General features: G+C 65.3%; 23 protein-coding genes and 1 tRNA gene. 16 read left to right on the top strand and 8 right to left on the bottom strand.

Annotated features, from left to right (window positions below; translation table 11 throughout):
• Positions 1-3: 3 nt before the first annotated feature.
• The 4 genes from DBV14_RS10695 (at position 4) to DBV14_RS10680 (ending at position 3,750) form a co-directional block, all read left to right on the top strand.
• Entirely contained in the window at positions 4-1,557 is a 1,554-nt protein-coding gene (locus DBV14_RS10695) for a leucyl aminopeptidase (RefSeq protein ID WP_124459160.1), read from the top strand.
• Entirely contained in the window at positions 1,554-1,994 is a 441-nt protein-coding gene (locus DBV14_RS10690) for a DNA polymerase III subunit chi (protein WP_124459159.1), read from the top strand. Before DBV14_RS10695 ends, DBV14_RS10690 begins: the two co-directional genes overlap by 4 nt.
• Before the next feature lies 1 nt (position 1,995).
• Positions 1,996-2,406: a hypothetical protein gene (locus DBV14_RS10685; protein WP_124459158.1), complete on the top strand. Its 411-nt coding sequence runs from the start codon at positions 1,996-1,998 to the stop codon at positions 2,404-2,406.
• Between the two features lie 135 nt (positions 2,407-2,541).
• Positions 2,542-3,750, top strand: coding sequence for a branched-chain amino acid ABC transporter substrate-binding protein (locus tag DBV14_RS10680; RefSeq protein ID WP_124459157.1), 1,209 nt, complete (start codon positions 2,542-2,544; stop codon positions 3,748-3,750).
• A gap of 118 nt (positions 3,751-3,868) precedes the next feature.
• Here the strand turns inward: DBV14_RS10680 and DBV14_RS10675 are convergent, their stop codons facing one another.
• The 6 genes from DBV14_RS10675 to DBV14_RS33380 form a co-directional block, all read right to left on the bottom strand.
• Positions 3,869-4,258: a response regulator gene (locus DBV14_RS10675; RefSeq protein ID WP_124459156.1), complete on the bottom strand. Its 390-nt coding sequence runs from the start codon at positions 4,256-4,258 to the stop codon at positions 3,869-3,871.
• Positions 4,259-4,358: 100 nt separating this feature from the next.
• Complete coding sequence (locus tag DBV14_RS10670; protein ID WP_124459155.1) at positions 4,359-4,718, bottom strand: hypothetical protein; 360 nt, start codon at positions 4,716-4,718, stop codon at positions 4,359-4,361.
• Positions 4,719-4,913: 195 nt separating this feature from the next.
• Positions 4,914-5,004, bottom strand: a tRNA-Ser gene (locus tag DBV14_RS10665).
• Positions 5,005-5,039: 35 nt separating this feature from the next.
• Positions 5,040-5,969 (bottom strand): SPFH domain-containing protein, encoded by a 930-nt coding sequence (locus DBV14_RS10660; protein ID WP_099789315.1) that lies wholly within the window; start codon positions 5,967-5,969, stop codon positions 5,040-5,042.
• A gap of 45 nt (positions 5,970-6,014) precedes the next feature.
• Positions 6,015-6,440, bottom strand: a complete 426-nt coding sequence (locus DBV14_RS10655; RefSeq protein ID WP_124459154.1) for an NfeD family protein — start codon at positions 6,438-6,440, stop codon at positions 6,015-6,017.
• Positions 6,413-6,589, bottom strand: coding sequence for a hypothetical protein (locus tag DBV14_RS33380; RefSeq protein WP_185545989.1), 177 nt, complete (start codon positions 6,587-6,589; stop codon positions 6,413-6,415). The genes DBV14_RS10655 and DBV14_RS33380 overlap by 28 nt, the downstream gene beginning before the upstream one ends.
• Before the next feature lie 66 nt (positions 6,590-6,655).
• Between DBV14_RS33380 and DBV14_RS10650 the strand changes: the two genes are divergently transcribed.
• Positions 6,656-8,953 (top strand): arginine/lysine/ornithine decarboxylase, encoded by a 2,298-nt coding sequence (locus tag DBV14_RS10650; protein ID WP_124459153.1) that lies wholly within the window; start codon positions 6,656-6,658, stop codon positions 8,951-8,953.
• Positions 8,954-9,020: 67 nt separating this feature from the next.
• Here DBV14_RS10650 and DBV14_RS10645 read toward each other — a convergent pair whose 3' ends face one another.
• Entirely contained in the window at positions 9,021-9,875 is an 855-nt protein-coding gene (locus tag DBV14_RS10645; protein ID WP_124459152.1) for a DNA ligase, read from the bottom strand.
• A 70-nt stretch (positions 9,876-9,945) separates the two neighbouring features.
• A complete protein-coding gene (gene fabI / locus DBV14_RS10640; protein WP_124459151.1) occupies positions 9,946-10,728 on the bottom strand; it encodes an enoyl-ACP reductase FabI in 783 nt (260 codons plus the stop codon).
• Between the two features lie 37 nt (positions 10,729-10,765).
• Here fabI and DBV14_RS10635 point away from each other — a divergent pair, with 37 nt between their 5' ends.
• From DBV14_RS10635 to typA, 11 genes are all read left to right on the top strand, one after another.
• The gene (locus DBV14_RS10635; RefSeq protein ID WP_124459150.1) at positions 10,766-12,580 is read left to right on the top strand and encodes an extracellular solute-binding protein; all 1,815 of its coding nucleotides are present in this window, start codon (positions 10,766-10,768) and stop codon (positions 12,578-12,580) included.
• A gap of 18 nt (positions 12,581-12,598) precedes the next feature.
• Positions 12,599-13,633 (top strand): microcin C ABC transporter permease YejB, encoded by a 1,035-nt coding sequence (locus tag DBV14_RS10630; RefSeq protein ID WP_124459149.1) that lies wholly within the window; start codon positions 12,599-12,601, stop codon positions 13,631-13,633.
• Positions 13,617-14,675 carry an ABC transporter permease gene (locus tag DBV14_RS10625; protein ID WP_260396923.1) on the top strand — a complete coding sequence of 353 codons (1,059 nt, stop codon included), beginning with the start codon at positions 13,617-13,619 and terminating at the stop codon, positions 14,673-14,675. The genes DBV14_RS10630 and DBV14_RS10625 overlap by 17 nt, the downstream gene beginning before the upstream one ends.
• Entirely contained in the window at positions 14,675-16,309 is a 1,635-nt protein-coding gene (locus DBV14_RS10620) for an ABC transporter ATP-binding protein (protein ID WP_124459148.1), read from the top strand. The genes DBV14_RS10625 and DBV14_RS10620 overlap by 1 nt, the downstream gene beginning before the upstream one ends.
• Before the next feature lie 16 nt (positions 16,310-16,325).
• The gene (locus DBV14_RS10615; RefSeq protein ID WP_124459147.1) at positions 16,326-17,528 is read left to right on the top strand and encodes a YbfB/YjiJ family MFS transporter; all 1,203 of its coding nucleotides are present in this window, start codon (positions 16,326-16,328) and stop codon (positions 17,526-17,528) included.
• Positions 17,529-17,735: 207 nt separating this feature from the next.
• Positions 17,736-18,389 carry a ribosome maturation factor RimP gene (gene rimP, locus DBV14_RS10610; RefSeq protein WP_124459146.1) on the top strand — a complete coding sequence of 218 codons (654 nt, stop codon included), beginning with the start codon at positions 17,736-17,738 and terminating at the stop codon, positions 18,387-18,389.
• 16 nt (positions 18,390-18,405) lie between these two features.
• Positions 18,406-19,899 (top strand): transcription termination factor NusA, encoded by a 1,494-nt coding sequence (gene nusA / locus DBV14_RS10605; protein WP_124459145.1) that lies wholly within the window; start codon positions 18,406-18,408, stop codon positions 19,897-19,899.
• Between the two features lie 24 nt (positions 19,900-19,923).
• Positions 19,924-22,899, top strand: coding sequence for a translation initiation factor IF-2 (gene infB / locus DBV14_RS10600; protein WP_124459144.1), 2,976 nt, complete (start codon positions 19,924-19,926; stop codon positions 22,897-22,899).
• 21 nt (positions 22,900-22,920) lie between these two features.
• Complete coding sequence (gene rbfA, locus DBV14_RS10595) at positions 22,921-23,292, top strand: 30S ribosome-binding factor RbfA (protein ID WP_124459143.1); 372 nt, start codon at positions 22,921-22,923, stop codon at positions 23,290-23,292.
• Between the two features lie 2 nt (positions 23,293-23,294).
• Positions 23,295-24,266, top strand: coding sequence for a tRNA pseudouridine(55) synthase TruB (truB, locus tag DBV14_RS10590; RefSeq protein ID WP_124459142.1), 972 nt, complete (start codon positions 23,295-23,297; stop codon positions 24,264-24,266).
• Positions 24,263-26,101 (top strand): translational GTPase TypA, encoded by a 1,839-nt coding sequence (gene typA, locus DBV14_RS10585; RefSeq protein WP_124459141.1) that lies wholly within the window; start codon positions 24,263-24,265, stop codon positions 26,099-26,101. The genes truB and typA overlap by 4 nt, the downstream gene beginning before the upstream one ends.
• The last annotated feature ends 3 nt before the right edge of the window (positions 26,102-26,104 follow it).

Here is a 26,104-nt window from a genome sequence, read left to right as displayed (position 1 = left end):
ATTATGGACTTTCAACTCAAGACCCTCACCGTCGCCCAGGCCGCAGCAGAGAAATCCGATGTCCTGATCGTGCTTGTCGGCAGCGCGCCGCTCACCACCAAAGACCCGCTTTCCGTGCTGGCCGCCAGTGCCCGCAAGGCCGGCGACCTGCCCGACAAGGCCGGCAAGCTGCTGGCGCTGTACCGCCCGGACGACGTGGTTGCGTCGCGCGTCGTGTTCGCGGCCATCGGCGACGGCAAGCCCGCGTCGGTGCGCAGCGGCGTCGTTGCGGCCGTCAACGCGGCCAAGGCCCATGGGCCGAAGCGGGTGGTCGTGGTGTTCGCGCAGGCCGCGGACGGCGCCGCGGTGGCTTGCGCCGTCACGGCCGCGGCCGACGCCAGCTATGTCTACACCACCACCAAGTCGAAGGCAGAGCCGCGCAGCATTCGCCAACTGACGGTCGGCGTGGCCGATGCCGCCGGCGTGAGCGCCGCCTTCAATGAAGCCCGCGCCACGGTGCTGGGCATCGAGCTGGCCAAGGAATGGGGCAACCGCCCCGCGAACCACGCCACGCCCACGCTGCTGGGCGAAGCCGCCAAGGGCCTGGCCAAGCTGCCGCGCATCAAGTGCGAGGTGCTGGGCCCCAGGGAGGTCGAGAAGCTCGGCATGGGCTCGTTCGCGGCCGTGGCGCAAGGCTCGGCCGAGCCGCTGCGCTTCATCGTGCTGCGCTACCAGGGCGCGGCCAAGGACCAGGCGCCCGTGGTGCTGGTCGGCAAGGGCATCACCTTCGACACGGGTGGCGTGTCGCTCAAGCCCGCGGCCGAAATGGACGAGATGAAGTTCGACATGTGCGGCGCCGCGAGCGTGCTCGGCACCTTCCGCGCGCTCGGCGAAATCCAGCCGGCCATCAATGTCGTCGGCCTCATTCCTTCGTGCGAAAACATGAACGATGGCCGCTCGGTGAAGCCGGGCGACGTGGTCACCAGCATGAGCGGGCAGACCATCGAGGTGCTCAACACCGACGCCGAAGGCCGCCTCATCCTGTGCGACGCGCTGACCTATGCAAAGCGCTTCGACCCGGCCGCCGTGATCGATATCGCCACGCTCACGGGCGCTTGCGTGGTGGCGCTCGGCGGCGTGCGCAGTGGCCTGTTCTCGAGCGACGAGACGCTGGCTGCCGCGCTCCAGGCGGCCGGCGAAACCTCGCAAGACCGTTGCTGGCGCCTGCCGCTGGACGACGACTACGCCGAAGGCCTGAAGAGCAACTTCGCCGACGTGGCGAACATCGCGGGCCGTGCCGGCGGTGCCATTACCGCGGCCAAGTTCCTGCAGCGTTTTGCCGGCGACTTTGCGTGGGCGCACCTGGACATCGCGGGCACCGCCTGGAAGAGCGGGGCGGCCAAGGGCTCGACCGGCCGGCCGGTGGGCCTGCTGGTGTCCTACCTGACGAGCAGGGCGGCCAACGGCGCGGCTGACAAGCCCGCGAAGAGTGATAAGGGTGAGAAGGGCGAAAAGCCTGCCAAGGCAGCGTCCAAGACCTCGGAAGCCACGGCGCGAAAGGCCCGGCCCGCGAAGTGACGGAAATCGGCTTTCACTACAACGCGCCGGACAAGCTGAACTACGCCTGCCGGCTGGTTCGCAAGGCCGTGAATGCGCGCGGCTTGCGCGTGGTGGTCGTGGGCGATCCGCAGACGCTGGACGCGGTCGACGCCGCGCTCTGGCAGCTGTCGCCGGTCGACTTCGTTGCGCACTGCCGCGCCGACGCCCCGGCCCACGTGGTCGCCCGATCGCCGGTCGTGCTTTCGGCCGATGGTGCCGACGCGGCGTCGCTGCCGCATCGCGAGATGCTGGTGAACCTCGGGCTCGAAGTGCCGGCCGGTTTCGAGCGCTATGAACGCATGATCGACATCGTGAGCGCCGAGGCCAACGACCGCCAGGTCGGCCGCTCGCGCTGGCGCCACTATGCCGACCGCGGCTACACCATCCAGCCGCACGACTTCGCAAAGAGTTCCTGACATGGCCAGCACGCTGCGCACGCCGCCCCGGTTCGTTCCCACCCTGACCACGGTGCTCGAGATCCCGCCGGAGCCCGTCGCGGCCGAGCCGCTGCCCGGCGCGTCCGCAGCGTCGGCGCAGCCTGTGCCCGATGCCGCAAGCGCCGTTGCCTTGCCCCCCGCGGCGCAGCTTTCGCAGGCCGAAATCGTCAGCCTCGAAGAGCAGCTTCTGCACCGTGTGCTGCAGCGCGTCGACCTGTCCCTGGAAGAGCGTTTGAGCGACACCGTGTCAGCTGCCGTTCAGCATCAGCTCGACGCCATGGTGCCGCGTTTGCGCAATGAAATCGAAGCCGTTCTGCGTGCGCTGGTGATCGAGGCAATGGCCGCCGAACTCTCCGAAAACACAGGGTCTACGCCAGCTTCCAGCGCGTAAATCCTCGGCTAAACTGCGCCGCAGGTCGGAATGGCGTGAGGGTGCCGCTGGTCTGCGGCGCGAAACTTGCGAGGTCAACGCGCCCGGATCAAACGACCGGTTTTTATTCTTTTCATCCAAGTTCTGGAGGTTCTCATGCAATTGAAATGGACTGCGGTCGCATTGGCTGCAATCACGCTTGTGGCTTGCGGCAAGAAAGAAGAAGCTGCCGCTCCCGCGGCAACGCCGGCGCCCACGGCTGCGGCTCCCGCACCTGCAGCACCTCCCGCCGATGCGCTGGTCGTCAAGATCGGTCACGTCGGCCCGAGCAGCGGTCCCATTGCCCACCTTGGCAAGGACAACGAGTTCGGCGCCAAGATGGCCATCGAAGACCTGAATGCAAAGGGCGTGAAGATCGGCGACAAGGTTGCCAAGTTCGTGCTGGTGGCTGAAGACGACGCTGGCGATCCGAAGCAAGGCACGGCAGTCGCCCAGAAGCTGGTCGACGAAAAGGTCAACGGCGTGGTCGGTCACCTGAACTCGGGCACCACCATTCCCGCCTCGAAGCTGTACAGCGACGCCGGCATTCCGCAGATCTCGCCTTCGGCAACGAACCCCAAGTACACGCGCCAGGGCTTCAAGACCACGTTCCGCGTGGTGGCCGACGACACGCAGCTCGGCGGCACGCTGGGCAAGTACGCTGTCGAAACGCTCAAGGGCAAGAACATCGCCGTGATCGACGACCGCACGGCCTATGGCCAGGGCGTTGCCGAAGAATTCGAGAAGTCGGCCAAGGCCGCTGGCGCCACCATCGTGGGCCACGAATTCACCACCGACAAGTCGACCGACTTCAACGCCATCCTGACCAAGCTGAAGGCTACCAAGCCCGACGTTCTGTTCTTCGGCGGCATGGACGCCGTTGGCGGCCCGATGCTCAAGCAGGTCAAGCAACTCGGCCTGAACGTCAAGTTCATGGGCGGCGACGGCCTGTGCACCGCTGAACTGCCGAAGCTGGCTGGCGATGCCATCGGCGAAGACATGGTGGTGTGCGCCGAAGCCGGCGGTGTCGACGGCGACTTCAAGCAGCCGCTGGAAGACTTCAAGGCCAAGTTCAAGACCAAGAACGGCGTCGACGTGCAGATCTATGCACCGTACGTGTACGACGCGGTCAACGTGCTGGCCGAAGCCATGGTCAAGGCCGGTTCGTCCGACCCGGAAAAGTACCTGCCTGAAGTCGGCAAGGTGCAATACAAGGGCGTGACCGGCCCGATCGCCTTCGACGAAAAGGGCGACATCAAGAACGGTGCGCTGACGCTGTACACCTACAAGGGTGGCGTGCGTACGCAAATCGCCGTGGTGCGCTGATCGATCAAGCAATCGGCAACTGCGCGGTTTTCCGCCAAAGAGAGAAGGGCCTTCGGGCCCTTTTTTTCATGCGTGCCGCGAAGGCGCATCAGGCCGGATCAGAGCGCGTCAGAGCGCGTCAGAGCACGGCGAGGCCGGAAGGGCGGTCTGTATTGCAGTACTCGATGAAGGCGTCGAGGTCGCGGGACTTGTCGAACACCGCGTCGGCGCCCAGTGCCTCGCAGCGAGCGCGGATGTCGCTTGTCACGTAGTTGCTGAGCACCACCACGCGCTGGCCCGGCCTGCGGGTCTTGCAGCCGGCGAGCACGCCGAGGCCGGACCCTTCCTTGAGGAACAGGTCGACGATCAGCAATTGCCAGTCGTCGGGATGGCCGGCCAGCCACGCGAGTGCGTCGGTTTCGGTTTCGGCGAAGCCGACCACGCGGCCATTGACGAGGTCCTCGAGTGCAGGGACCAGGTTATCCCTGATGGTCTTGTTGTCCTCGACGAGGAACGTGATGAGGGCCATGCCGTGGTTTTGCTTTGAGAACCAATAGCGTAGCGTGCCTGGCGCCGCCGCAGCGTAGGAGAAGGGATACGGACGGAAAGATCGGCGAGCGATTCGCGAATCAGCCCGCGCCTTCGGCGCGGATCTTGGCCTTGAGCTTTTCGGCCAGGGCCTGGCTTTCGTCGCGCTGTGCCGTTACTTCGATGCGCTTCTCGATTTCTTCGCTCAGTGCGGCATTCACCTCGGCCAGCTTCTCGGCCGACTTGGCCAGCTTTTCCTCGAGCTGGCTCGTGTGCTCGATGGCCTGCGCCACTTCGCCGACCTGCACTTCGTCTGGCAGCTCCTGCTCGAGCACCGTGCTCACCACCGCGAGGTTGTCCGATGCGCGCTGCACGTCGGCGGCCACCTGCTCGCTTTTGGCGAGTGTCTTGTCGAGCGATGTCGTGCCACGCGGCGAGGTTTGGGGTTGCTGTCCAGCCATCGAGGCTCCTTTGCGGGCTTGAAAGTAAAACCTTTGGATCGTACGCCAGACCGAAGAGCCCACGTTCACGATGCCAAGTTGTTGGAAAGCAACGCGCTACCTTGCGGGCCAGACGACAAAAAAGCCCAAGTGCTTGTGGCGACTTGGGCTTCTTGCTGTCTGCATGTTCGCGAACGGTTACGAACAATCATTCTCTGGCGGAGCAGGCGGGATTCGAACCCGCGGAGGGCTATTAACCCTCACACGCTTTCCAGGCGTGCGACTTAAACCGCTCATCCACCGCTCCTGAGCCCACGATTGTAGCGTGGCTTTGGGGCCGTTTCAGGTCGGGCCGGAGCTTTTGCCTGTCTGGATCATGCGCATGGCCGACGAGATGAGCGCTGCCGTCTCGGTCATGTTGCTGGGCACGATCAGCGTGGTCTTGGAATCGGCGGCAACCTTGCCGTAGGCATCGACGGCGCGTTCGGCCACCTTGAGCTGCACGGCCTGCTCGCCGCCGGGCTTCTGGATGGCGGCGGCCACGCGTTCGATGGCGTCCGCCGTTGCCGTGGCCACGGCGGTGATGGCCGCGGCCTCGCCCTGGGCGTTGTTGATCTGCGCCTGCTTTTCGCCTTCGGAGCGGGCGATGAAGGCCTCGCGTTCGCCGGTGGCGATGTTGATCTGTTCCTGGCGGCGGCCTTCCGAGGCGGCAATCAGGGCGCGCTTGCCGCGCTCGGCGGTGATCTGCGCCTGCATGGCCAGCAGGATTTCCTTCGGCGGCGTCAGGTCCTTGATTTCGTAGCGCAGCACCTTCACGCCCCAGTTGAGCGCGGCCTCGTCGATGGCGGCCACCACCTGGGCGTTGATGACGTCGCGCTCCTCGAAGGTCTTGTCGAGCTCGAGCTTGCCGATCACGCTGCGCAGCGAGGTCTGTGCAAGCTGCGTCACGGCCACGATGTAGTTCGACGAGCCGTAGCTCGCGCGCATCGGGTCGGTCACCTGGAAGTACAGGATGCCGTCGACCTGCAACTGCGTGTTGTCGCGCGTGATGCAGATCTGGCTCGGCACGTCGAGCGGAATTTCCTTCAGGCTGTGCTTGTAGGCCACCCGGTCGATGAACGGAATCAGGAAGTTGGGGCCGGGCGTCATGGTGCCGTGATACTTGCCCAGGCGCTCGCGCACCCAGGCGTTCTGCTGCGGCACGAACTTGACCGACTGGCTGATGAAGATGATCGCGATGACCAGGATGATGAGAGGTACGGAGAATTCCATGGTGCGCTTCCTTTTTCGGGTTCTGTGTTCTTGCTTGCTGACTGACTAGGCCTTGTCGACGACGAGGCGGCTGCCGACGATCTCGACCACGCGGTGCTCGCCGGTCGAGGGCGCGTGGCCCGCGCGCTGCACGACGGTCCATTGCGCGCCGCGATAGCGCACGGTGGCGGTGCCGTCGGGGTTCCATGCGTCGACGAACACGCTCTCGCCGATGTCGAGGTTCACGTCGCGGTTGGTGCCGGTCGGCGGTGCCGGCGGGCGCCTGCGCTGGATCGAATACCAGGCCAGCACGGCGCCCACGCCGATCACGGCGGCCACCAGCAGCTGGGTGACGGTGCCGAAGCCCAGGTGCGCCGCGATCGCCGCCGCGGCGAAGCCGGCCGCCAGCAGCAGCAGGTAGACCGTACCGGACAGCAGCTCGACCACGATGGCCAGGCCCGCAATCAGCCACCAGATGGTGGAATTCGCCATGACAACTCCTCTATGTGCTTGTTCGATTCGCGCCATTCTGAGGCATAGCGTTTCATGCGCTTGCGCTGCGTAGGGGTACTGGCGGCCACGGAAATGCCCGTTGCCGCCGTCGCTGGAATGTCTTGCGGCAGCCTGACCGAATTCTTCATCTGAATTCCGTACACTTCGCGCCTCGTCTTATTGCCTCGCCCCACTGCCTGTCCGGAGCCCCGCTCATGAAATTCCGCTTTCCCATCGTCATCATCGACGAGGACTTCCGCTCCGAAAACACTTCGGGCCTCGGCATTCGCGCGCTCGCGCAGGCCTTCGAAAGCGAGGGCTTCGAGGTGCTGGGCGTCACGAGCTACGGCGACCTGAGCCAGTTCGCGCAGCAGCAGAGCCGGGCCAGTGCCTTCATCCTGTCGATCGACGACGAAGAATTCACGGTAGGCCCCGACCTCGACCCGGCGGTGCTGAACCTGCGCACCTTCATCGGCGAAGTGCGGCGCAAGAACGCCGACGTGCCGATCTATATCTATGGCGAAACCAAGACCGCGCGCCACATCCCGAACGACATCCTGCGCGAGCTGCACGGCTTCATCCACATGTTCGAGGACACGCCGGAGTTCGTGGCGCGCCACATCATCCGCGAGGCCAAGAGCTACCTCGAAGGCGTGCAGCCGCCGTTCTTCAGGGCGCTGATCGACTACGCCGAAGACGGCTCGTACTCGTGGCACTGCCCGGGCCACTCGGGCGGCGTGGCGTTCCTGAAGAGCCCGGTGGGCCGGATGTTCCACCAGTTCTTCGGCGAGAACATGCTGCGCGCCGACGTCTGCAACGCCGTGGAAGAGCTGGGCCAGTTGCTCGACCACACCGGCCCGGTGGCAGCCAGCGAGCGCAATGCGGCGCGCATCTTCAATGCCGACCACTGCTTCTTCGTGACCAACGGCACCAGCACCAGCAACAAGATGGTGTGGCACCACACAGTGGCGCCCGACGACGTGGTGGTGGTCGACCGCAACTGCCACAAGTCGATTCTTCACGCGATCATCATGACCGGCGCCATTCCGGTGTTCATGAAGCCCACGCGCAACCACTTCGGCATCATCGGGCCGATTCCCCAGAGCGAGTTCGAGCAGGGCGCGATCAAGGCCAAGATCAAGGCCAACCCCTTGCTCGCGCACGTCGATCCCGAGACGGTCAAGCCGCGCGTGATGACGCTCACGCAGTCGACCTACGACGGCGTGATCTACAACACCGAGACCATCAAGAACATGCTCGACGGCTACGTCGACACGCTGCACTTCGACGAAGCCTGGCTGCCGCACGCCGCCTTCCACCCGTTCTATGGCGCCTACCACGCGATGGGCAAGCGCCGCGTGCGCCCCAAGGATTCGCTGGTGTTCGCCACCCAGTCCACGCACAAGCTGCTCGCCGGCATCAGCCAGGCCAGCCACGTGCTGGTGCAGGACTCGCAGAACCGCGCGCTGGACCGCGACCTCTTCAACGAGGCCTACCTGATGCACTCGTCGACCAGCCCTCAGTACGCGATCATCGCGAGCTGCGACGTGGCCGCCGCCATGATGGAGCCGCCCGGCGGCACCGCGCTGGTGGAAGAGAGCATCCTGGAAGCGCTCGACTTCCGCCGCGCCATGCGCAAGGTCGAGGAAGAGTTCGGCAAGGACGAGTGGTGGTTCAAGGTCTGGGGCCCCGAGAAGCTCGTCGACGAAGGCATCGGCCGCGCCGACGACTGGATCATGAAGGGCGAGAAGGACGCCAAGCGCAAGACCAAGAAGTCGCCGCGCAACTGGCACGGCTTCGGCGACCTGGCCGACGGCTTCAACATGCTCGACCCGATCAAGTCGACCATCGTCACGCCCGGCCTGGACCTCGAAGGCAACTTCGCCGAGACGGGCATCCCGGCCAGCGTGGTGACCAAGTTCCTGGCCGAGCACGGCGTGATCGTGGAGAAGACGGGCCTGTACAGCTTCTTCATCATGTTCACCATCGGCATCACCAAGGGCCGCTGGAACACGCTGCTCACGGCGCTGCAGCAGTTCAAGGACGACTACGCGCGCAACCAGCCGATGTGGCGCATCCTGCCCGAGTTCTGCCAGCAGCACCCGGGCTACGAGCGCCTGGGCCTGCGCGACCTGTGCCAGCACATCCACCAGCTGTATGCGCGTTTCGACGTGGCGCGCCTCACGACCGAGATGTACCTGAGCGACCTGACGCCGGCCATGAAGCCCAGCGACGCCTTTGCCCACATTGCGCACCGCAAGACCGAGCGCGTGGAAATCGACGAGCTCGAAGGCCGCATCACCACCAGCCTGATCACGCCGTACCCTCCGGGCATTCCGCTGCTGATTCCGGGCGAAGTGTTCAACAAGAAGATCGTCGATTACCTCCGGTTCTCGCGCGAGTTCAACTCGCAGTGCCCGGGTTTCGAGACCGACATCCACGGCCTGGTGGCGCGCGTCGACGAAACGGGCAAGAAGCGCTACTACGCGGACTGCGTGCGCAAGAGCAACTGACGGGACTGGCCGGCGCCGAGCGGCGCCTGCGATTCAAGAAAGGCGCCGTGGTGGCGCCTTTTTCATGTCACGAGCGCGGCATGTCTTCCCGGACCCGCATGAAGCGCGCAAAGCGGGGCAGGCCGCTCGGGTTGGTGCCGTTGTAGCGGTAGGTGACCCAGCTGCCGATGGGTGGCGGGTCTTCCCGTTCGGCGTCGGTCAGTCCGGTGCCGAGCTTGAAGCGCTTGCCGTCGGGCGTCTCGACCACCAAGGCGCCGAGCCGGCCGCTGTGCTTGCCCTTGCCGTTCACATGCTCGACCACGCGCGCCTCGGCGTCGTCGAACGGCTTGACCTTCAGCAGGTCGTTGTTGCGGCCGCCCAGGTAGAGCGAAGCGCCCCGGTGCAGCATGAGGCCTTCGCCGCCCATCTTCACCGTCTTGTCGAGCAGGGCCTGAAGCTCTTCGTGCGTGGTCGCGCGCTGCTGCGGCACGACCACCACCCACGGTGCATCGGTGATGGGCAGCGCCTTGCGCAGCGCCGCCAGCCGCGCGGTGAAGTCGCCGCCGTGCGCCGGCAGGTCGAACACCATGAAGCGCATCTCGTGCCAGGCGACGTCATTGGGCGTCTGGCTGCGCACGGTGGAAACGGCGTGGGAGAAGCGCCCGCGGCCGGCCCACAGCTCGCCGTCCATCGGCTGCTTCGGCAGCGAGGCCGTGAACCATGCGGGTGCCACGACTCTTTCGCCGCCACGGGTCCAGAGCTGTTTGCCGTCCCAGTAGCCGCGCACGCCGTCGTATTTTTCGCTGACCCAGTAGTCGGCCAGCGACATGCCGCGACGGTAGACCTCGGCCAGCATCAGCGACGGGGCGGCCTCGCGCGCGAAAGCGTCGCGCAGCAAGGTCGCGCCGAGGCCGGCCAGCAGGAGGGAACGTCGGTTCAGCATGATGATGCTATGAAATGAATAGCGAAAAACGGCCGCTGGGCGGCCGTTCCGAGCCAGTCGAATCGCGGAGTTACTCCGCCATGCCTCCGACCACGTTGCTGAAGCCGCCATCGACGTACGTGATCTCGGCGGTCACGCCGCTGGCCAGGTCGCTCAGCAGGAAGGCAGCCACGTTGCCGACTTCCTCGATGGTCACGTTACGGCGGATCGGCGAGGCGTCGGCCACGGCCGCCAGCATCTTGCCGAAGCCCTTGATGCCGCTGGCCGCCAGCGTCTTGATGGGGCCGGCGCTGATGCCGTTCACGCGCATGCCCCTCGGGCCGAGCGACGAGGCGGTGTAGCGCACCGAGGCTTCGAGCGAGGCCTTGGCCAGGCCCATGGTGTTGTAGTTGGGCAGCGCGCGCTCGGCGCCCAGGTAGGTCAGCGTGAGCAGGGCCGACTTGTCGTTCAGGTAGGGCAGGGCGGCCTTGGCCATGGCCGGAAAGCTGTAGGCGCTGATGTCGTGGGCAATCTTGAAGCCCTCGCGCGAGAGGCCTTCGAGGAAGTCGCCGGCGATGGATTCGCGTGGTGCGAAGCCGATGCTGTGCACGAAGCCGTCGAACTTCGGCCACGCCTGGGCGAGGTCGGCGAAGAGCTTGTCGATCTGCGCGTCGTCGCCCACGTCGCAGTCGAAAATCAGTTTCGAGCCGAAGTCTGCGGCATATTCGGTGATACGGTCCTTGAATCGCTCGCCGACATAACTGAAGGCGAGCTCGGCGCCCTGCTCGTGGCAGGCCTTGGCAATGCCATAAGCAATGGAGCGATTGCTCAACACACCGGTGATCAACAGTTTTTTGCCGGAAAGAAAGCCCATGAAGTTGCCTTGTGAAAATCTTGGGCAGAATTCTCGCATGCGGTTTCTCCGGGTCGGGTGGTTGATGTTGTGTGCGGTTCCCGCGTGGGCCGCGCATGGATATGCACTTTGGGACGACCTGAAGTACGCGCCGGGCTTCACCGCCTTCGACTACGTCAACCCCGCCGCGCCCAAGGGTGGCGAGCTGCGGCTGGTGAGCAACCTGCGCGTTTCGACCTTCGACAAGTACAACCCCTTCACCATCAAGGGCTCGGCGCCGGCCTACCTGGACAGCCTGCTGTTCGACACGCTGCTTGCCGGCTCGATGGACGAAACGGCCTCCGGCTACGGCCTGCTGGCCGAGGACGTCACCGTGGCGCCCGACCGCCGCAGCGTGACCTTCCGCCTGCGGCCCGAAGCGAGGTTCCACAACGGCATGCCGGTCGAGGCCGCCGACGTGAAGCACACCTACGACACGCTCATCGGCCCCTTCGCCGCGCCGGGCTACAAGACGCTGTTGCAGGAAGTCGAGGGCGCCGACGTGCTCAATGCGCGGACCATCCGCTTCCGCTTCAAGACCATCAACCGCGAGCTGCCGCTGATCGTCGGCAGCCTGCCGATCTTCAGCCGGGCCTGGGGCGTGGTGAACGGCAAGGCCAAGCCCTTCGACCAGGTCGTGATGGACACGCCCATCGGCAGCGGGGCCTACAAGATCGGCCCGGTGCGCTTCGGCAAGGACATCACCTACGTGCGCGACCCCAACTACTGGGGGCGCGACCTTCCTGTGAACCGCGGCACCCACAACTTCGACCGCATCACCGTCAAGATCTACAAGGACAACACGGCCCGGCTCGAGGCGCTGAAGGCCGGTGAGTTCGACATGATGAGCTTCTACTCGGCCGGCGACTGGGCGCGCCGGGTGAAGGGCAAGCGTTTCGATACGGGCGAGCTGGTCAAGAAAGAGTTCCAGCACAAGAAACCCTCGGGCTTCCAGAGTTTCGTGCTGAACACCCGCCGCGAGAAGCTCAAGGACCCGCGCGTGCGGGAGGCACTGGGCCTTGCGCTCGACTACGAATGGATGAACCGCCAGATGTTCTACGGCGGCTATCCGCGCGTGAAGGACCTCTTCGGCAACACCGATTGCGAAGCGCAGGGCCTGCCGTCGCCGGAAGAAAAGGCCCTGCTCGAACCCTGGCGCGGCAAGATTCCCGATGCGAGCTTCGGCCTGATGTACACCACGCCCACCACCGAGGGCGAGGGCCAGTCGCTGCGCAACAACCTGCGCCGCGCCCGCGACCTGTTGAAGCAGGCCGGCTGGGAGTACCGCGACGGCGCCTTGCGCAATGCCAAGGGCGAGGCCCTCACGCTGGAGTACCTCGACAGCAAGGAGGGCGGCGCGCGCACGGTGTCGCCCTGGACGCGAAACCTCGAGAAGCTGGGCATCGGGCTGAACTTCACGACCGTCGACTACGCGCTCTACCAGGAGCGGATGGACCGTTTCGATTTCGACCTGACCACCATCGCTTTCCAGGGCACCAACAACCCGGGCCAGCAACTGCTTGAAATCTTCGGCAGCAAGGCGGCGAAGACCGAGAGCTCGGGCAACTACATGGGCGTGTCCACCCCGGCGGTCGATGCGCTGCTCAAGCAGATCGTTGACGCCGACACCAAGGCTGAGCTGCTTCCGGCCTGCCGGGCGCTGGACCGCGTGATCATGCACAGCCACTACCTCATTCCCCAGTGGACCCTGACGTCGCACCGCATCGTTTACGACGACTGGCGCCTGTCGTTCAAGGCGCCGATGCCACCTTATGCCGGCGGCGAAGACTGGGTCATGGCAACCTGGTGGTCGAAGCAGCCGCAGCAGAAATAGAAGAGAAGGAAACAGGCCGTGCTCTCCTATGTACTCAAGCGATTGCTGTTGTTCATTCCAACGCTGCTTGGCGTCGTGCTGGTCACGTTCCTGGTGATCCAGTTCGTGCCGGGCGGTCCCGTCGAGCAGTACCTCGCGGAAGCAAAGACGGCGGGGCGCGGTGGCGGCAGCTTCGAATCGGGCGGGGGCTCGTACCGTGGCAACCAGGGCGTCGACCCCAAGCGGCTGGAAGAGATCAAGGCGCTCTACGGCTTCGACAAGCCGCCGCACGAGCGCCTCTGGAAGATGCTCGGGCAGTTCGCGCGCTTCGACCTGGGCAGGAGCTTTTTCCAGAACAAGGATGTCTGGACGCTGATTCTCGAGAAGCTGCCGGTCTCCATCAGCCTGGGCCTGTGGACCTTTTTCATCAGCTACGGCGTCGCGGTGCCGCTGGGGGTGGCCAAGGCGGTGCGGGCCGGCTCGCGCTTCGACCTCGTGACCACGATGATCGTGCTGGTCGGCTATGCCATTCCGGGCTTCGTGCTGGGGGTGGCGCTGCTGGTGGTCTTCGGCGGGCAGCTGCAGTGGTTTCCACTGCGAGGGCTGACTTCGTCGAACTGGGACGAGCTGAGCTGGGGGGCGCGCATCGTCGACTATCTCTGGCACATCACCCTGCCGGTTACGGCCATGGTGCTCGGCAGCTTCGCTGTGACGGCCATGCTCACCAAGAACGCGTTTCTCGAGGAAATCCGCAAGCAGTACGTGCTGACGGCTCGGGCCAAAGGGCTGGGCGAGCGGCAGGTGCTGTGGAAGCACGTGTTCCGCAATGCGCTCATTCCGATCATCACGGGGCTGCCGGCGGCCTTTATCGGCGCTTTTTTCGCGGGCTCGCTGCTGATCGAAACGCTGTTCTCGCTCGATGGGCTCGGGCTGCTGGGCTACGAGAGCGTGATCCGGCGCGACTACCCGGTGGTGCTGGGCACGCTCTACATCTTCACGTTGATCGGCCTGGTGACCAAGCTGATTTCCGATCTCTGCTATGTCTGGGTAGACCCGCGTGTCAAGTTTGAATAAGGCCGCCCCCATTCCCAAACGCACATCGCCCGGCCGCCGTGCATGGTTGCGCTTCAAGCGCAACCGGCTCGGCTTCTGGAGCCTGGTGATCTTCACGACGCTGGTGGTGCTGAGCCTGTTCGCCGAGGTGCTGTCCACCGACAAGCCGCTGATCGTGCGCTACGAGGGGCAGACGTACCTGCCCGTGCTGCACGACTATTCCGAGAAAACCTTCGGTGGCGATTTCGAGACGCCGGCCGACTACCTCGATCCCTTCATCCGCGACCGCATCACCGCCGGGGACAACTGGGCGATCTACGCGCCCAACACCTACGGCGCTAAAACGCTCAACTACTTCGCGAAGGCGCCAAGCCCGGCGGCACCCTCGGCCGACAACTGGTTCGGCACCGACGACCGCGGCCGCGACCTGCTGGCCCAGCTGATCTACGGCTTTCGCGTGAGCGTGCTGTTCGCGCTGGCGCTGACCGCCATCGGCACGGTGCTGGGCGTGGCGGCCGGGGCGGTGCAGGGCTACTTCGCCGGCAAGATCGACCTGGCGTTCCAGCGCTTCATCGAGATCTGGGGCTCCATGCCCGAGCTGTACCTGCTGATCATCTTCAGCGCCATCTTCAAGCCGAGCGTGTCGCTGCTGCTGATCCTGCTGAGCCTGTTCGGCTGGATGGCGCTGTCGGACTATGTGCGCGCCGAGTTCCTGCGCAACCGGCAGATGGACTACGTGCGTGCCGCCCGTGCGCTGGGCGTGAGCAACATGCAGATCATGTGGCGCCACATCCTGCCCAACAGCATGGTGCCGGTCGTCACCTTCCTGCCGTTTCGCATGAGCGCGGCCATCCTGGCGCTGACCTCGCTCGACTTCCTGGGCCTCGGGGTGCCGGCCGGCACGCCGTCGCTCGGCGAATTGCTGAGCCAGGGCAAGACCAACATCGACGCCTGGTGGATCTCGTTGTCCACCTTCGGCGTGCTGGTCGTCACGCTGATGCTGCTGACCTTCATGGGCGACGCGCTGCGCGATGCGCTCGACCCCCGCAAGGCCGACAAGTGATGATGAGCGACAAGAAAAACCAGCCCCTGCTCGATGTGAAGGGCCTGCGCGTCGCGTTCGGCGACAAAGAGGTGGTGCATGGCATCGACTTCCAGATTGCCGCCGGCGAAAAGCTGGCGCTGGTCGGCGAGTCGGGTTCGGGCAAGACCGTCACCGCGCTCTCGCTGCTGCGCCTGGTGCAGAACGCCGACCTCGCTGGCGTGGCCAGGCTCTTTGGCCCGGAGCGGCCGCAAGACGCGCGCGATCTGCTGTCGATACCCGAGCGTGAACTGCGCGGCATTCGCGGCAAGGAGATCGCGATGATCTTCCAGGAGCCGATGACCGCGCTGAATGCGCTCTACAGCGTCGGCGACCAGATTGCCGAGGTGCTGGAGCTGCACGAAGGAATGTCGGCGCGCGCCGCGCAGGCGGCCGCCGTGCAGTTGCTGGCCGACACCGGCATTCCCGAGCCCGAACGGCGGGCGAGGGCGTTCCCGCACCAGCTCTCGGGCGGCCAGCGACAGCGCGCGATGATTGCCATGGCGCTGGCCTGCAAGCCGCGCCTGCTGCTGGCCGACGAGCCGACCACGGCGCTCGACGTCACCGTGCGCGCGCAAATCCTGGCGCTGTTGGCCGACCTGCAGCGCAAGTACGGCATGGCCGTGCTGCTGATCACGCACGACCTGAACCTGGTGCGGCGCTTTGCCGACCGCGTGGTGGTCATGGAGAACGGCCACGTCGTCGAACACGGCGCCGTGGCGCCCGTGTTCGCAGCGCCGCAGCATGCCTACACCCGCAAGCTGATCGACAGTCACCCGGAGCGCGACGTGGCGCCCGTGGCGGCGCGGGCCGATGCGGCGCCGGTGCTCGAGGCCAAGGCCCTGCGTGTGATCTACCCGGTGCCGCGCCCCGGTTTTGTGGGCTGGTTCAAGAAGGGCGAGTTCGTTGCCGTGCAGGGCGCGGACTTTCGCATTGCGCCGGGCGAAACCCTGGGCGTGGTGGGCGAATCGGGCTCGGGCAAATCGACGCTTGCGCTCGCGGCGCTGGGGTTGTTGAAGCACCAGGGCGCGCTGAAAGTCGATGGCAAGGACTGGGCGGTCGACCGGGCCTCCGACCTGGGCCTGCGCCGCGTGATGCAGGTGGTGTTCCAGGACCCGTTCTCGTCGCTGTCGCCGCGCATGACGGTGGAGCAGATCGTGGGGGAGGGGCTGCGCGTGCACGCCCCCAAGCTCGACACCGAGGCGCGCCGCGCCCGTTCGCTGGCCGCGCTGGCCGATGTGGGGCTGACCGAAGCGCAGTTTCCTTCGCTGCTCGACCGCTATCCGCACGAGTTCTCGGGCGGCCAGCGGCAGCGGCTGGCGATTGCCCGCGCGCTGATCGTCGACCCGCAACTGCTGGTGCTCGACGAGCCCACCAGCGCGCTCGACGTGACGATCCAGAAGCAGGTGCTGGGCCTGCTGCAGCGCCTGCAGCGCGAGCGCGGGCTGAGCTACCTGCTGATCACGCACGACGTCGAGGTGATCCGCGCCATGGCGCACCAGGTCATCGTGATGAAGGACGGCGCCATTCTCGAAACCGGACCGGTCGAGCGCGTGCTCGACGCGCCAGAGCATCCCTATACAAAAAAACTGGTGGCCGCCGCGCTGCTGGAATAAGCGGAGACAGCAAGAAATGTCGGAAATCGGACGCGACCGGCGCGGCGCCTGGCGCGCGGCGCTGGCCTGCATGGTCACCCTGGCGGTGGCCATGGGCCTGGGGCGCTTTGCCTTCACGCCCATGCTTCCCATCATGCTGAGCGAGGGAAAGCTGGAGCTGGCGGCCGGCGGGTTGCTGGCGTCGCTCAATTACCTGGGCTACTTCTTTGGCGCGGTCAGCTGCGCGGCCATCGGGATCAAGGCGTCGAGCATGGTGCGGGGCGGGCTGGCCGCCACGGCGGTCCTGCTGCTCGGCATGGGGCTGCTGCACAGCTTTACCAGCTGGGGCATCTTGCGCACGGCCGCCGGCGTGATGAGCGCCTGGGTCTTCGTCTTTGCGTCGGGCTGGGGCATGCGGCGGCTGGCCGAAACCAACGCACCGACGCTGGCGGGCGTGATCTACACCGGGCCGGGCATCGGGATCGCAATGACCGGGTTGCTCGGCGGTGCGCTGGGGCGTTGGGGCTCGGAGGCGGGGTGGATCGGCCTGGGCTTGCTGGCGATCGTGCTGATCGCCGTCATCTGGCGGGTGTTCGACGATGGCGAGCTGCCGGCGGTCGGTGGCGGCGCTGTTCCTGCGCCAGTGGCGCCCACCGGCGCCGCCGGAGCGGCCTCGGCGCGCAGCGACGCGATCTGGCTGGTGGCACTCTATGGGCTGGCCGGCTTCGGCTACATCATTACCGCCACCTTCCTGCCGGTGATCGCGCGGCAGGCGCTGCCGGGCTCCCCGTGGCCCGATTTCTTCTGGCCGCTGTTCGGGCTGGCCATCATCCCAGGCGCACTGATCGGTGCGCGCGCACCGACCCATTGGGACAACCGGCTGCTGCTGGCCGTGGCCTATGCGCTGCAGGCGCTCGGCGTGGTGCTGTCGGTGGCATGGCCGACCATCGGCGGCTTTGCGCTGGGAAGCCTGCTGCTGGGCATGCCGTTCACCGCCATCACGCTTTTCGCGATGCGGGAGGCACGCCGCCTGCGGGGCAATGCGGCGGCTGGGCTGATCGGCTATGCCACGGCGTCTTACGGGGTAGGGCAGATCATCGGCCCGCTGTTCGCGGCGCCGTTGGCCCAGCGAACTGGGTCGTTCGAGCTGCCGTTGCTGGTTGCCGCCGCCGCCCTGGCGCTCGGCTCGGTGCTGTTTGCGGTGGTTTGGTCCAAATCTCGTGCGCCAATGGCTGCTTGAGCACGAATGCCCCTTCATTTATCACACGAATAGCATATAATTCGAGGCTCACGACCAAACGGGCGGGTACCAACCGCCCGTTTTTTTTGGTCTATTCATTCTTGAGCATTCATTGAGATCTATCGGGGTTATCGGGATTTGGGCATCCGTGGCGGACGGATGCGGCGGACCCGGCAGGCCCAGTATTTAAAAGGCACTTTCGAACACGTGGCATTGCAGCAAATAGTGGAACAAACCGTGGCCGGTCTTGGCTACGACCTGGTCGAGATCGAGCGTTCGGCCGGGGGATTGCTGCGCGTGACGATTGATTTGCCCTGGGCGGCCCCCACCTCCGAAGATGCGGCTGCCGGCGTTCCCGAGCCCTTCGTGACGGTTGAAGACTGCGAAAAAGTCACGCGGCAATTGCAGTTTGCGTTGGAAGTCGACGGTGTCGAATACAAGCGGCTCGAGGTTTCCTCGCCCGGTATCGACCGTCCGCTGCGCAATGAACAGGATTTCGAGCGTTTCGTGGGCGCGGTGATCGACCTCACGCTCAAGGCGCCCATGGGTGCCGCGGCTGGTGGCCAGGTGTCGGCCACCCGCAAGAAATTTCGCGGCACGCTGGAGCGTGCTGAAAAGGCAGAAGGGGCGACAGCGGGAGCGGCCCCGGTTTGGCAAATCGTCTGGAGCGATGAGCCCAAGACCAAGCCGGGTCAAAAAGTGAGCAAGAAGCGCGCGCCTGCACCGTTGCATGCGCTGGGCTTCGTGCTGGACGAGCTGCGCGATGCGCGGCTCGCGCCCATTGTGGATTTCAAGGGCCGCAAGGCCAAAACCCAACCGGGTTTTTCGGATATTGACGACGGAACGAGTGTTCCGGACTGAACAGAGGAGTGGTGGCATGAATCGCGAAATGTTGATGTTGGTGGATGCGATCTCGCGCGAGAAGAACGTCGAACGTGACGTCGTCTTCGGCGCGGTCGAATCCGCACTGGCGCAAGCCACCAAGAAGCTCCATCAGGGCGACGTGGACATCCGCGTCGCGGTCGATCGCGACAGTGGCGACTACGAAACCTTCCGTCGCTGGCACGTCGTTCCGGACGAAGCCGGCCTGCAGCTGCCCGACCAGGAAATCCTCCTGTTCGAGGCCAAGGAAGAAATGTCGGACATCGAAGTCGGCGAGTACATCGAGGAAGCGGTGGACTCGGTGCCTATCGGCCGCATCGGTGCCATGGCTGCCAAGCAGGTCATCCTGCAGAAGATCCGCGACGCCGAGCGCGAGATGCTGCTCAACGACTTCATGTCGCGCGGCGACAAGATCTTCGTGGGCACCGTCAAGCGTCTTGACAAGGGCGACATCATCGTCGAGGCCGGTCGCGTCGAAGGCCGCCTGCGCCGCAGCGAAATGATCGCCAAGGAAAACCTGCGCAATGGCGACCGCGTGCGCGCCATGATCATGGAGGTCGACCTGACGCTGCGCGGCGCGCCGATCATCCTGTCGCGCTCGGCACCCGAGTTCATGATCGAGCTGTTCCGCCAGGAAGTGCCTGAAATCGAGCAAGGCCTGCTTGAAATCAAGAGCTGCGCCCGTGACCCGGGTTCGCGCGCCAAGATCGCCGTGCTCTCGCACGACAAGCGCGTCGATCCAATCGGCACCTGCGTCGGCGTGCGTGGCACCCGTGTCAATGCCGTCACGAACGAACTCGCCGGCGAGCGCGTTGACATCGTGCTGTGGAGCGAAGACCCGGCTCAATTTGTGATCGGTGCCCTGGCTCCGGCCAACGTGTCGTCGATCGTGGTCGATGAAGAGAAGCACGCCATGGACGTGGTGGTCGACGAGGAAAACCTCGCCATCGCCATCGGCCGCGGCGGCCAGAACGTGCGCCTGGCTTCCGACCTCACCGGTTGGAAGATCAACATCATGGATGCCAACGAGTCTGCGCAGAAGCAGGCCGTGGAAACCGATGCCAGCCGCAAGCTCTTCATGGAAAAGCTCGATGTCGACGAAGAAATCGCAGACATCCTGATCTCCGAAGGTTTCAACAGCCTCGAGGAAGTGGCCTATGTGCCGATCTCCGAGTTGCTCGAAATCGAAAGCTTCGACGAAGACACGATCAACGAGCTGCGCACGCGAGCCAAGGACGCGCTGCTCACCATGGAAATCGCCAAGGAAGAGGGTGTCGAGGTGCAGCCGCAGGTGTCACAAGACCTGCATGACCTCGAGGGCCTGGACCCCGAGCTGATTCCCAAGCTGGTCGAGGCGGGTGTGAACACCCGCGACGACCTCGCCGACCTCGCGGTCGATGAACTCACCGAGATCACCGGCCACAGCGCCGATGACGCCAAAGCCCTCATCTTGAAAGCCCGCGAACATTGGTTCGCCGGCCAAGAGTGATGGTCATGGAGGCACGAAACCAATATGTCCAGTACCACTGTCGCCGAGTTCGCGAACGAGCTCAAGAAGACTCCCGAAACCTTGCTTGACCAGCTCAAGAGCGCAGGCGTGCCCAAAGCGGCCGCCACCGATGCGCTCACGGAGGCCGACAAGCAGCGCTTGCTCGGCCACCTCAAAGCCAGCCATGGCACCGTCGAGCCGGAGCGCAAGAAGATCACGTTGACCAAAAAGTCGACCAGCGAGATCAAGCAGGCCGATGCCACCGGCCGCGCCCGCACCATCCAGGTCGAGGTGCGCAAGAAGCGCACCTTCATCCAGCGCGATGAAGGCCACCCGGCCACGCCCGAACACGCCCCGCAGGCCGCCGAAGCACCGGCAGCCGCGCCGGCCGCACCCCGCGTCGACGAAGCCGAGCTGGCCCGTCGCGAGGAAGAAGCGCGCCGCCAGGCCGAGCTGATCCGCCGTCAGGAAGAAGAACTGGCCGAGAAGCGTCGCCTGCGCGAAGAAACCGAAGCCCGCGAACGCGAGCAGGCTGAAAAAGCCGAGCGCGCCGAACAGGCCGAGCAGGAAGCTGCACGCATCGCCGCCGAAAAGAAGGCCGCCGCGGCCGCGGCTGCTGCCACCGCAACGGCCAAGGACACGCCCGCCAAGCCGGTCGCCGCACCCGCTCCCGCGGTGACGGCCGCCGCCGCTGCCGCCGAGCAGCAGGCCGCCGACACCAAGCTCGCAGCCCAGACCGCCGCGACGCAAGCCAAGGAAGACGCGAAGGCCAAGGCCGCTGCCGAATCGAAGGCCCGCGCCGACGAGGAAGCCGCACGTGCCAAGGATCTCGACGAGCGTCGCCGCAAGGCCCTCGCCGAAGCCGAAGCCATTCGCGCGATGATGAATGCACCGGCCCGCGTGCTGGTGCCGCACAAGGCGCCCGAGAAGCCGCAGCCCGAAAAGGCCGCGGTCAAGGGCACGCTGCACAAGCCGGCCACGCCGGCGGCACGTCCCGGCGCGCCTGCCGCACCTGGTGCTGCAGCAGCACCTGGCGCCGCCGGTGCCGGCAAGGAAGTCAAGTCCGCGAAGCTCTCGTCGAGCTGGGCTGGCGATCCTGCCAAGAAGAAGGAAATCAAGACCCGCGGCGATGCCAGCGGTGGTGTCGGTCGCGGCAACTGGCGCGGAGGCCCGCGCGGCCGTCGCGGCAATGACCGTGGCGGTCATGACGAGCAGCACGCACCGGCCGCACCGGTCGAGGCACGCGTGCTCGAAGTGCACGTGCCCGAAACCATCACGGTGGCCGAACTCGCGCACAAGATGGCCGTCAAGGCGCAGGAAGTCATCAAGCAGCTGATGAAGCTGGGCATGATGGCCACCATCAACCAGTCGCTCGACCAGGACACCGCGATGATCATCGTGGAGGACATGGGTCACAACGCGGTGGTTGCCGCGCTGGACGATCCGGAAGCCTTCACCGATGAAGACGTGTCGGCGCAAACCGCCGAAGCCCTGCCGCGCGCACCTGTGGTGACCGTCATGGGCCACGTCGACCACGGCAAGACCTCGCTGCTCGACTACATCCGCCGCGCCAAGGTCGCAGCGGGCGAAGCCGGCGGCATCACGCAGCACATCGGCGCGTACCACGTGCAGACCGAGCGCGGCATGGTGTCGTTCCTCGATACCCCGGGTCACGAGGCCTTCACGGCCATGCGTGCCCGCGGTGCGCAGGCTACCGACATCGTGATCCTGGTGGTGGCGGCCGACGACGGCGTCATGCCCCAGACCAAGGAAGCCATCAAGCACGCGAAGGCTGCTGGTGTGCCGATCGTGGTTGCCATCAACAAGGTGGACAAGCCCGACGCCAACCTGGACCGCGTCAAGCAGGAACTGGTGGCCGAAGAGGTCGTGCCCGAAGAGTACGGCGGCGACGTGCCGTTCGTGCCTGTGTCGGCCAAGACCGGCCAGGGCATCGACGACCTGCTCGAGCAAGTGCTGCTGCAGGCCGAAGTGCTGGAACTCAAGGCGCCGGTGGATGCCGCCGCCAAGGGCCTGGTCATCGAAGCCCAGCTCGACAAGGGCCGCGGCCCGGTCGCAACGGTGCTGATCCAGTCCGGTACGCTCAAGACCGGCGACGTGGTGCTGGCGGGTTCGACCTATGGCCGCGTGCGCGCCATGCTGGACGAAAACGGCAAGACCATCAAGACCGCGGGTCCGTCGATTCCGGTCGAGATCCAGGGCCTGACCGAAGTGCCGCAAGCGGGCGACGAGTTCATGGTGATGAGCGACGAGCGCCGTGCGCGCGAAATCGCCACCTACCGTGCCGGCAAGTTCCGCAACACGAAGCTGGCGAAGGCCCAGGCCGCAAACCTGCAGAACATGTTCACCGACCTCTCGGCCGGCGAAGTGCAGACGCTGCGCCTGATCATCAAGGCCGACGTGCAGGGTTCGCAGGAAGCACTGGCGCAGTCGCTGCTCAAGCTGGCGACCGAAGAAGTCAAGGTGCAGATCGTCTACGCAGGCGTGGGCGGCATCAGCGAAAACGACATCAACCTCGCCATCGCCTCCAAGGCGGTCGTGATCGGTTTCAACGTGCGCGCCGATGCCGGCGCGCGCAAGCTGGCCGAGAACAACGGCGTGCAACTGAACTACTACAGCATCATTTACGACGCCGTGGACGAGATCAAGGTTGCGATGTCGGGCATGCTGGCACCGGAGCGCCGCGAAGAGATCATCGGTTCGGCCGAAATCCGCACGGTGTTCGTGGCTTCGAAGATCGGTACGGTTGCAGGTTCGTACGTCACTTCGGGCTCGGTCAACCGCAGCGCGCATTTCCGCCTGCTGCGCGACAACGTGGTGATCTACACCGGCGAAGTCGACTCGATCAAGCGCATGAAGGACGATGTCCGCGAAGTCCGCGAAGGTTTTGAGTGCGGTATCAAGCTCAAGAACTACAACGACATCAAAGAAGGCGATCAGCTCGAATTCTTCGAAATCAAGGAAATCGCCCGGACGCTGTAAGCGTTCGAAGCGAGACAGGCCATGCCGAAAAGAAAAGCTGCCGCCCCCAACCGCGCGTTCAAGGTTGCCGACCAGATCCAGCGGGATCTGACGGAGCTGATCGCGCGCGAGTTGAAGGACCCGCGCGTGGGCATGGTCACGATCCAGGCGGTCGAGGTCACGCCCGACTATGCGCACGCGAAGATCTTCTTCAGCATGCTCACGGGCGACGTGACCGAGACCACCGAAGCGCTCAACCAAGCCGCGGGCTTCCTGCGCAACGGCCTGTTCAAGCGCCTGCACATCCACACGGTGCCCACGCTGCACTTCCTGTTCGACCGCACCACCGAGCGTGCGGCCGACATGAACGCGCTCATCGCGCAGGCCGTCGCTTCGCGCTCGAAAGACGACTAGCCATGAATGCGCCACGCACAAGGGTGCAGCGGCGCCCTGTGCATGGGGTGTTGTTGCTCGACAAGCCGCTGGGACTCTCCAGCAACCAGGCCTTGCAAAAGGCCAAGTGGTTGCTGCGCGCCGAAAAAGCGGGCCACACCGGCACGCTCGATCCGCTCGCGACCGGGGTCCTGCCGCTTTGCTTTGGCGCGGCCACCAAATTCAGCCAGTTGCACTTGGACGCCGACAAGACCTATGAGGCCACGGCCCGCCTTGGCGTCAAGACCGCGACAGGCGATGCCGAAGGCGACATGATCTCTGAGCGGCCCGTCAACGTCACGCCGGAAGACCTGGCGCGTGTGCAGGCGCAGTTCACCGGCCCGATCCGGCAGGTGCCGCCGATGCACAGCGCGCTCAAGAAAGACGGCAAGGCGCTGTACGAATACGCCCGGGAGGGCATCGAGGTCGAGCGGGCACCGCGCGACGTCGTCATCTACAAGCTGGACCTGACGGAAGCCGCCGCGCATCAAGAAGGCCAGCGCGCCATCAAGATCGTGGCAACCGTGAGCAAGGGCACCTACATCCGCACCCTCGGCGAAGACATCGGCGAGGCACTCGGTTGCGGTGCGCACCTGACGGCGCTGCGCCGCATCGCGACCGGCGGTTTCGGCCAGGCGCAATGCATCACGCTCGAAGCGCTCGAGGCCATGGACGAAGAAGAGCGCCTGGCGCAGCTCTTGCCGGCCGAGTCGCTGGTGGACGGCCACAGCCGCGTCACGCTCGCCGCGGAAGATGCGGCTCGCTTTCTTTCGGGCCTGCGCCGCCGCGGCAACTGGGCCGACGCCACGGAAGTGGCCGTGTTCGGCAGCGAACCGCATGCCTTCCTCGGCACGGCCCATGTGGCGGCCGGCGAACTGATCCCGGGGCGCTTGCTGAACCCCATCGAAATTCAGCAAATTCTTTTGAACGCACAACAGACCGAAGCGACACCATGAGTACCAAGCAAATCCGCAATATCGCCATCATTGCCCACGTGGACCATGGCAAGACCACCATGGTCGACCAACTGCTTCGCCAGTCGGGCACCTTCGCCGAGCACGAAAAAGTGGTCGACACGGTGATGGACAACAACGCGATCGAAAAAGAACGCGGCATCACCATCCTGGCCAAGAACTGCGCCGTGACCTGGGAAGGCACGCACATCAACATCGTCGACACTCCGGGCCACGCGGACTTCGGCGGTGAAGTGGAACGCGCGCTGTCGATGGTCGACGGCGTGGTGCTGCTGATCGACGCCCAGGAAGGCCCGATGCCGCAGACGCGCTTCGTGACCAAGAAGGCGCTGGCCCTGGGCCTGAAGCCGATCCTGGTGGTGAACAAGGTCGACAAGCCGGGCGCCAACCCCGACAAGGTCGTCAACGCCGCTTTCGACCTGTTCGACAAGCTCGGCGCCACCGACGAGCAGCTCGATTTTCCCGTGGTGTATGCCTCGGGCATCAACGGCTGGTCGTCGCTCGAAGAAGGCGCGCAGGGTGAGCAGTGGGGTCCCGACATGTCGGCCCTGTTCAACACCATCCTGAAGCACGTGCCGGCACAAAAGGGTGACCCCGAAGCGCCGCTGCAGCTGCAGATTTCCGCCCTCGATTTCTCGACCTTCGTCGGCCGCATCGGCGTGGGCCGCATCAGCCAGGGCACGCTGCGTCCGATGATGGACGTGGTGGTCATGGAAGGCCCGGACGGCAAGGCCGTCAAGGGCCGCGTCAACCAGGTGCTGACCTTCCAGGGCCTGGACCGCGTGCAGGCCACGGAAGCCGGCCCCGGCGAAATCGTGCTGATCAACGGCATCACCGACATCGGCATCGGTGTCACCGTGACCGATCCGGCCAACCCGGCTCCGCTGCCGATGCTCAAGGTCGACGAGCCGACCCTGACCATGAACTTCTGCGTGAACACCAGCCCGCTGGCCGGCCGCGAAGGCAAGTTCGTCACCAGCCGCCAGATCTGGGACCGCCTGCAAAAGGAACTGCAGCACAACGTCGCGCTGCGCGTGAACGAGACCGACGAAGAAGGCATCTTCGAAGTCATGGGCCGCGGCGAACTGCACCTGACCATCCTGCTGGAAAACATGCGTCGCGAAGGCTATGAAATGGCCGTCTCGAAGCCGCGCGTGGTGTTCCGCACCGTCAACGGCGAGAAGCACGAGCCCATCGAACTGGTGACGGCCGACATCGAAGACCAGCACCAGGGCGGCGTGATGCAGGCACTGGGCGAGCGCAAGGGCGAGCTGGTCAACATGGAACCGGACGGCCGTGGCCGCGTGCGCCTCGAGTACCGCATTCCGGCGCGTGGCCTGATCGGCTTCACGAACGAATTCCTGAACCTGACGCGCGGCTCGGGCCTCATCAGCAACATCTTCGACAGCTATGAGCCGCACAAGGGCGACATCGGCAGCCGCAAGAACGGCGTGCTGATTTCCATGGACGACGGTGAAATCTTCACCTACGCCCTGGGCAAGCTGGACGACCGCGGCCGCATGTTCGTGCGCGCCAACGACCCGGTGTACGAAGGCATGATCGTCGGCATCCACAGCCGCGACAACGACCTGGTGGTGAACGCTACGCGCACCAAGCAGCTGACCAACTTCCGCGTTTCGGGCAAGGAAGATGCGATCAAGATCACGCCCCCGATCGAACTCACGCTCGAATACGGCGTGGAATTCATCGAGGACGACGAGCTGGTCGAAATCACGCCCAAGAGCGTTCGCCTGCGCAAGCGTTTCCTGAAGGAACACGAGCGCAAGCGCGCCGGCCGCGACACTTCGCAAGGCTGATCG

Source organism: Variovorax sp. KBW07 (assembly GCF_003852515.1).
Lineage (GTDB): Bacteria > Pseudomonadota > Gammaproteobacteria > Burkholderiales > Burkholderiaceae_C > Variovorax.
This window is presented reverse-complemented; position numbering and strand designations above follow the sequence as displayed.

Excerpts from the sequence above, each read along its gene's own strand:
- DBV14_RS10695 (WP_124459160.1), top strand. The coding sequence starts at position 4 with ATGGACTTTCAACTCAAGACCCTCACCGTCGCCCAGGCCGCAGCAGAG.
- DBV14_RS10685 (WP_124459158.1), top strand. The coding sequence starts at position 1,996 with ATGGCCAGCACGCTGCGCACGCCGCCCCGGTTCGTTCCCACCCTGACC.
- DBV14_RS10680 (WP_124459157.1), top strand. The coding sequence starts at position 2,542 with ATGCAATTGAAATGGACTGCGGTCGCATTGGCTGCAATCACGCTTGTG.
- DBV14_RS10675 (WP_124459156.1), bottom strand. The coding sequence starts at position 4,258 with ATGGCCCTCATCACGTTCCTCGTCGAGGACAACAAGACCATCAGGGAT.
- DBV14_RS10670 (WP_124459155.1), bottom strand. The coding sequence starts at position 4,718 with ATGGCTGGACAGCAACCCCAAACCTCGCCGCGTGGCACGACATCGCTC.
- DBV14_RS10660 (WP_099789315.1), bottom strand. The coding sequence starts at position 5,969 with ATGGAATTCTCCGTACCTCTCATCATCCTGGTCATCGCGATCATCTTC.
- DBV14_RS10655 (WP_124459154.1), bottom strand. The coding sequence starts at position 6,440 with ATGGCGAATTCCACCATCTGGTGGCTGATTGCGGGCCTGGCCATCGTG.
- DBV14_RS33380 (WP_185545989.1), bottom strand. The coding sequence starts at position 6,589 with ATGAAGAATTCGGTCAGGCTGCCGCAAGACATTCCAGCGACGGCGGCA.
- DBV14_RS10650 (WP_124459153.1), top strand. The coding sequence starts at position 6,656 with ATGAAATTCCGCTTTCCCATCGTCATCATCGACGAGGACTTCCGCTCC.
- DBV14_RS10645 (WP_124459152.1), bottom strand. The coding sequence starts at position 9,875 with ATGCTGAACCGACGTTCCCTCCTGCTGGCCGGCCTCGGCGCGACCTTG.
- fabI (WP_124459151.1), bottom strand. The coding sequence starts at position 10,728 with ATGGGCTTTCTTTCCGGCAAAAAACTGTTGATCACCGGTGTGTTGAGC.
- DBV14_RS10635 (WP_124459150.1), top strand. The coding sequence starts at position 10,766 with ATGCGGTTTCTCCGGGTCGGGTGGTTGATGTTGTGTGCGGTTCCCGCG.
- DBV14_RS10620 (WP_124459148.1), top strand. The coding sequence starts at position 14,675 with ATGATGAGCGACAAGAAAAACCAGCCCCTGCTCGATGTGAAGGGCCTG.
- DBV14_RS10615 (WP_124459147.1), top strand. The coding sequence starts at position 16,326 with ATGTCGGAAATCGGACGCGACCGGCGCGGCGCCTGGCGCGCGGCGCTG.
- nusA (WP_124459145.1), top strand. The coding sequence starts at position 18,406 with ATGAATCGCGAAATGTTGATGTTGGTGGATGCGATCTCGCGCGAGAAG.
- infB (WP_124459144.1), top strand. The coding sequence starts at position 19,924 with ATGTCCAGTACCACTGTCGCCGAGTTCGCGAACGAGCTCAAGAAGACT.
- rbfA (WP_124459143.1), top strand. The coding sequence starts at position 22,921 with ATGCCGAAAAGAAAAGCTGCCGCCCCCAACCGCGCGTTCAAGGTTGCC.
- truB (WP_124459142.1), top strand. The coding sequence starts at position 23,295 with ATGAATGCGCCACGCACAAGGGTGCAGCGGCGCCCTGTGCATGGGGTG.
- typA (WP_124459141.1), top strand. The coding sequence starts at position 24,263 with ATGAGTACCAAGCAAATCCGCAATATCGCCATCATTGCCCACGTGGAC.